General features: G+C 24.3%; 1 protein-coding gene. It reads right to left on the bottom strand.

What is annotated here, in order from left to right:
* A partial coding sequence (locus tag A9758_RS01820) for an Ig-like domain repeat protein (protein ID WP_143740853.1) occupies positions 1–4,848 on the bottom strand: 4,848 nt, incomplete at both ends.

The raw sequence follows: 4,848 nt of genomic DNA, 5'->3' as shown, positions 1-4,848 counted from the left end.
TTTACTTCATGGTAAATTATATATCCCTCATTATCTCTCATGGTTTTACCATTTACCTTGAATAGGACACGTCCTTCATTTACATTAGCATCTTTTTCTGTTATTTTCACTGTTATTTTTATTCTTTCTCCTGGTTTTGCTGTTGTAGTGTTTGTTGTCATTGTCATTGTTGCTGTTTTTTTGGTTATATTCATTGGTATTGTGTTGTTTGTTCTTGTTTGTTCATATGTGCTAGTTCCACCATAAACTACATTTAGTACTGATTTTATTTTAAACCAGTTTGCTGGTACTGTGTAGTTTTCTATCATTGCTACTCCATCTTTTATTGTTGCGTATATGATGTTTCCATTAGCATCTTTTATTGTTTTACCATTTACTTTGAATACTAAACGTCCTTCTGTTACAGGATTTCCATCTTCATCTGTTACTGTTGCTTTTAGATTGATTTTATCCCCTATTTGTGCATTTATTGGATCTATTATTACAGTAGTGCTGAGTTTATGTATATCCACGTTTATTGTTGTGTTTATGGTGTTATATGTTTCTGTTCCGTCATAGATGAATGTTAGGTTTTGATTGAAGTTTCCTCTGAAGATTTTAGTAAATGTTCCTTTTCCATCAATTACATTGATTATTGCAAATGTGTTATTATATTGATCTATTACTGTTACTGTTCCATTTATTGGGTTTTCAAATTCATCTGTTAGTGTTATTGGTATGTTTATACGTGTATTTGGTATTCCTTTTACTGAGTCTACTTTGAGTATAGCATTTATTTTATTTACTGTTATAGATTGAGTAATAGTGTTGTTTTCATATTTACCTGTTGGGTCATTGTATGTTATTTTTATTGTGGTTTCACCATCTTTTGTTGGTGTGTAGTTGTATGTGGCTATTCCATCTGTTAATGTTAAATTAGTTTCTTTATCTCCAATATTTAGTATAACAGTTCCATTTACTGGTTTGTCTAGCATACTTGTTACATTTATTGTAATTGGATATGTTTTACCTACTTTTAATTCTGAAGGTAGTGTTGTTATGTTCATTTGTGTTCTATAGTTTCCATTTGTTGGTTTATTATTGTTTATACTAGCTGTTCCTGTTCCAATTTTTTTTACTGCATCGTTACCACATACATCTTCACTTTCAATGTAATTATTAGTTATGACATTAATTGTAGGATTGATTATTTCTATTATTGGTGTATCATAGTTTTTGGTTTTAACAATGACTATATTATTTGTAAGTCTTACTCCTTTGGAATTTATGAATCGTACTGCTGTTATTGGATTTTCACTTTCTAATGTAATATTATTTGTAGTTATTCGTATTATAGCTGCAGTTTTACTGTTTGTTACTTCTATTGCTGTGATATTGGATCCTTTTCCATTAATGATATTACTTACTGAAGTTATTATTTTTAGGTTGTTTAAGGTTATTATTGTTACATTTTTACCTATTGTTGTAATATTATTCCTACTAAATCCTACACTTCCTGTATTATTAACAATTATTGTTTTTGCTGGATTATTAGTATTTTCTTGATATAATGTATTTTTTATTATATTTATTGAATTTGAGTATATTTCAAGGCTTGTTTGTCTATCATCTGTGTTATGTATGTTTATTCCAGTCATATTACTGTTTGTTGCATTTTTTGTAAAAATAATAGTTCCATTGTATACTGTGTAATTATTTGGATTCTCTATTATTACAGGGTGATTGAAAATCATGCTTTTGTTAATTAAATCAGAACCAAATTCTATTATAGTTATATCTGAATTTAGTGTTTGATTTGTAAAGTACTGATTATAATTTTCATTTGTTATTAGAACTCCTGGCCTGTTAAATGACATTGTAATATTTGTTGAATTTATTACTTTAACTGCATTATTTCCTTTTAAATCACTTGTCTCTAGATAATTTCCTATAATTCTTATATTATTTGAGTTTTCAATTATTATTAAATGAGTTTTACTTTGATTTTCTACTTTTATAATATTATTTGTGATATTTATCACAGATCTGTTTTCAATTATATTTTGAGTGTTATTATTACTTATAAATATATTTTCATTTATTCTTGTTTCTATGAATGATGAAATATAGTTTTTTAAATATAATGGAGTATTGTTTGTACCATTTGTAATTATTTTATTATTCTCTAATGTTAAATATCCCTTAGTTTGTATTATTCCTGTTGTATATGGAGAATTAAGAGTTATATTATTATCACGTAAAGATGTATGATTTTCACTGATTATTCCTATTGTTTGGTTTTTACTGTATAAATTAAAATTATTTGATCCTATATTACTTACAGCAGTATCGTTAAAAATATTTTTTATAAATGCTATCGCATTGTTTTCAGAATTCATTGTGATATTAGACAAATATATAGATCCAATATTTATCATTGCAATTATTTTTCCATTTTGTACAGTTTTTGTTGTATTTACTGTAATATTTCCCCTATATATTGTTAAGGATCCTTCTGAGTATGCTGCTGTTGATACTTTGGTGTTATCTTCTGAATTTATTTCTGGTGCATTTAATGTTATATTTATATTCATTATATTTACTTTTGAATTTGTATTCACATATATTGTCTGTGCCTGATTTTCATTATTAATTTGTGTTATATTTGCATTATTAATATTTAGAGTTCCTGCCATAACATTTATAACTGTTTTTCTATCATCTGTTATGTTGAGTTTTAGAATATTTAAATTACTTGTTTCTGTACTGTTTATGGTTATTGTTCCATTGTATATTGTGTATTTTCTTGGATTTTTTAATGTAATTGCATTGTTAAATGTCATATTTTTATTGTAAATGTCTGATCCAAGTATTAATTCTACTGTTTTATTTATTATCCATGTTTGATTTATAAAGTATTGGTTATAATTATCATTTGTTAAAATTATTACATTAGGTGTGTTGTTTTGTATGATATTATTTTGACTATTTGTTTGTATAACTGCACTATCTCCACCATAGAAGTTATTACCATTGAGGTAATTGTTTATTATAGTATTATTGTTTGAGTTTGTTAAGTTTATAGTATAATCTGTATTGGTGTTTATGGTTATATTATCTATAATATTATTATCTGAATTTTCTAGTATAATTGCAATATTAACTATATTTATGTTAGCACTTGAAACGTTATTTCTTGAACCAAGATATGTATTTGTAGTATTTACTAGTTTTAAAAAGGTACTGTTGTAATTTACATAGCTTCCTGACGAAATATACTTCTGCATCCCAATAGCAGTTATATTAGTATTTTCTGAGTTAATTTGTTCTATTCCTATTAAATCAGGCATTTTATCACTTATTTCTTTTGTAATATGAATGCTTAAATAAAATATCTCTGTATTATTTGTATTTTTTGTTAATATTGTTCTTACAGTATTACCTCTTGTAACATAATTCATTGAAGTTGATCTTGAAGATATATTAGTATTTGTTGTATTTTCTAATAATGTACCTATAATAGTATCTGCTGTTATGTCTATGTTATTTGAAATAGTATTATTTTTATTTAATGCTTTTTCTCCAGTTATTATAGTTCCATATCCTGTATTATTACTTATTATGTTAATATAATTATTTATTTGATTGTTTTGTGAGTTTATTAATTCTACTCCTTTTGCATTTTCTGATGCATATACATATATATTATCATTAATTATATTATTGTCTGATTTTATTAATTTTTCACCAATAGCATTAATATTACTCATCATAAGTATTCGATTACCAGATAGTATGTTATTATTTGTATTGGATTTTAAGTTTAATCCAATTATTGTAGTATCTGTTATTTTAGAAATAGTTGTTGTATTGATTTTGTTGGATAATAAATAGTTATAAGATGATTCAATTGAAATACCTGTATTATTTGTTGTACTTGTAATATTAATAACATTTTTTTCTAAGTTATTATTATCTTTTTTTATTATAATAGCTTCAATAGGTTTATTAGAATCTATCATTATGTTATTGTATGTTATAAGGTTATTATCACTATCAATAAGTAAACCTACTTTATTATTATTTATGATGTTTGTATTGTTAATAATCAAAGAAGCATTATTAATTATACTAATTGAACCATTTTGTATGTAAATGTTTTTCTTAGATGAAAGAAATGCTTTTATATTAGAAAAAGTTAAATCTTTATTTGTAATATTACCTGTAATAGTAATAATACTTCCATTTTCAACAACATCTGTTCTAATTATGCCCTTATCATCAAAATAAGTATTATAATTATTATTAGTTAAATTAATATAAATACCAGTTTCTGGAATATTATCCTTAATAATATTGTTATTATTATTGGATGATATAGCTTTATCACCAGTAAATACCTGAGAGTATATTGTGTTATTAATTATAGTATTATTTTTAGAATTTCTATTTAATGTGATAGAATAAATATCGTTAGTTTTTATAATATTGTTAGTGATATTATTATTATCACCTGTTATAGCAATATATTTAGTTATGGTATTATTAGTTACAGTAGTATTTCCTTTAAGATACATTCCATAACCATTAGTTGTGAAGTTTATAATATTACCTTTTATTGTAGTGTTACGATTAACAGTTGAATATATAGCAAAAGTTGTACCAGTTGTTACACTAAGTGATCCAAATAAACTTGATGGTTGCATATCATTAAATGATGAATTATATATTTCATTTTTAAGTGTAGCATTATCTTTACCAGTTACATAAATACCAGTACTTTTATTGAAAATACAATTATCTACATATAAATTACCTTCACTTTGATAAATATCAGTTTGTTGGTTATTTATAAATGTAGAATTAATA

The sequence above is a fragment of the Methanosphaera sp. A6 genome (assembly GCF_001729395.1).
GTDB classification, from domain to species: domain Archaea; phylum Methanobacteriota; class Methanobacteria; order Methanobacteriales; family Methanobacteriaceae; genus Methanosphaera; species Methanosphaera stadtmanae.
The sequence above is the reverse complement of the archived record's forward strand: the minus strand, read 5'-3'. Positions and strand labels throughout refer to the sequence as shown.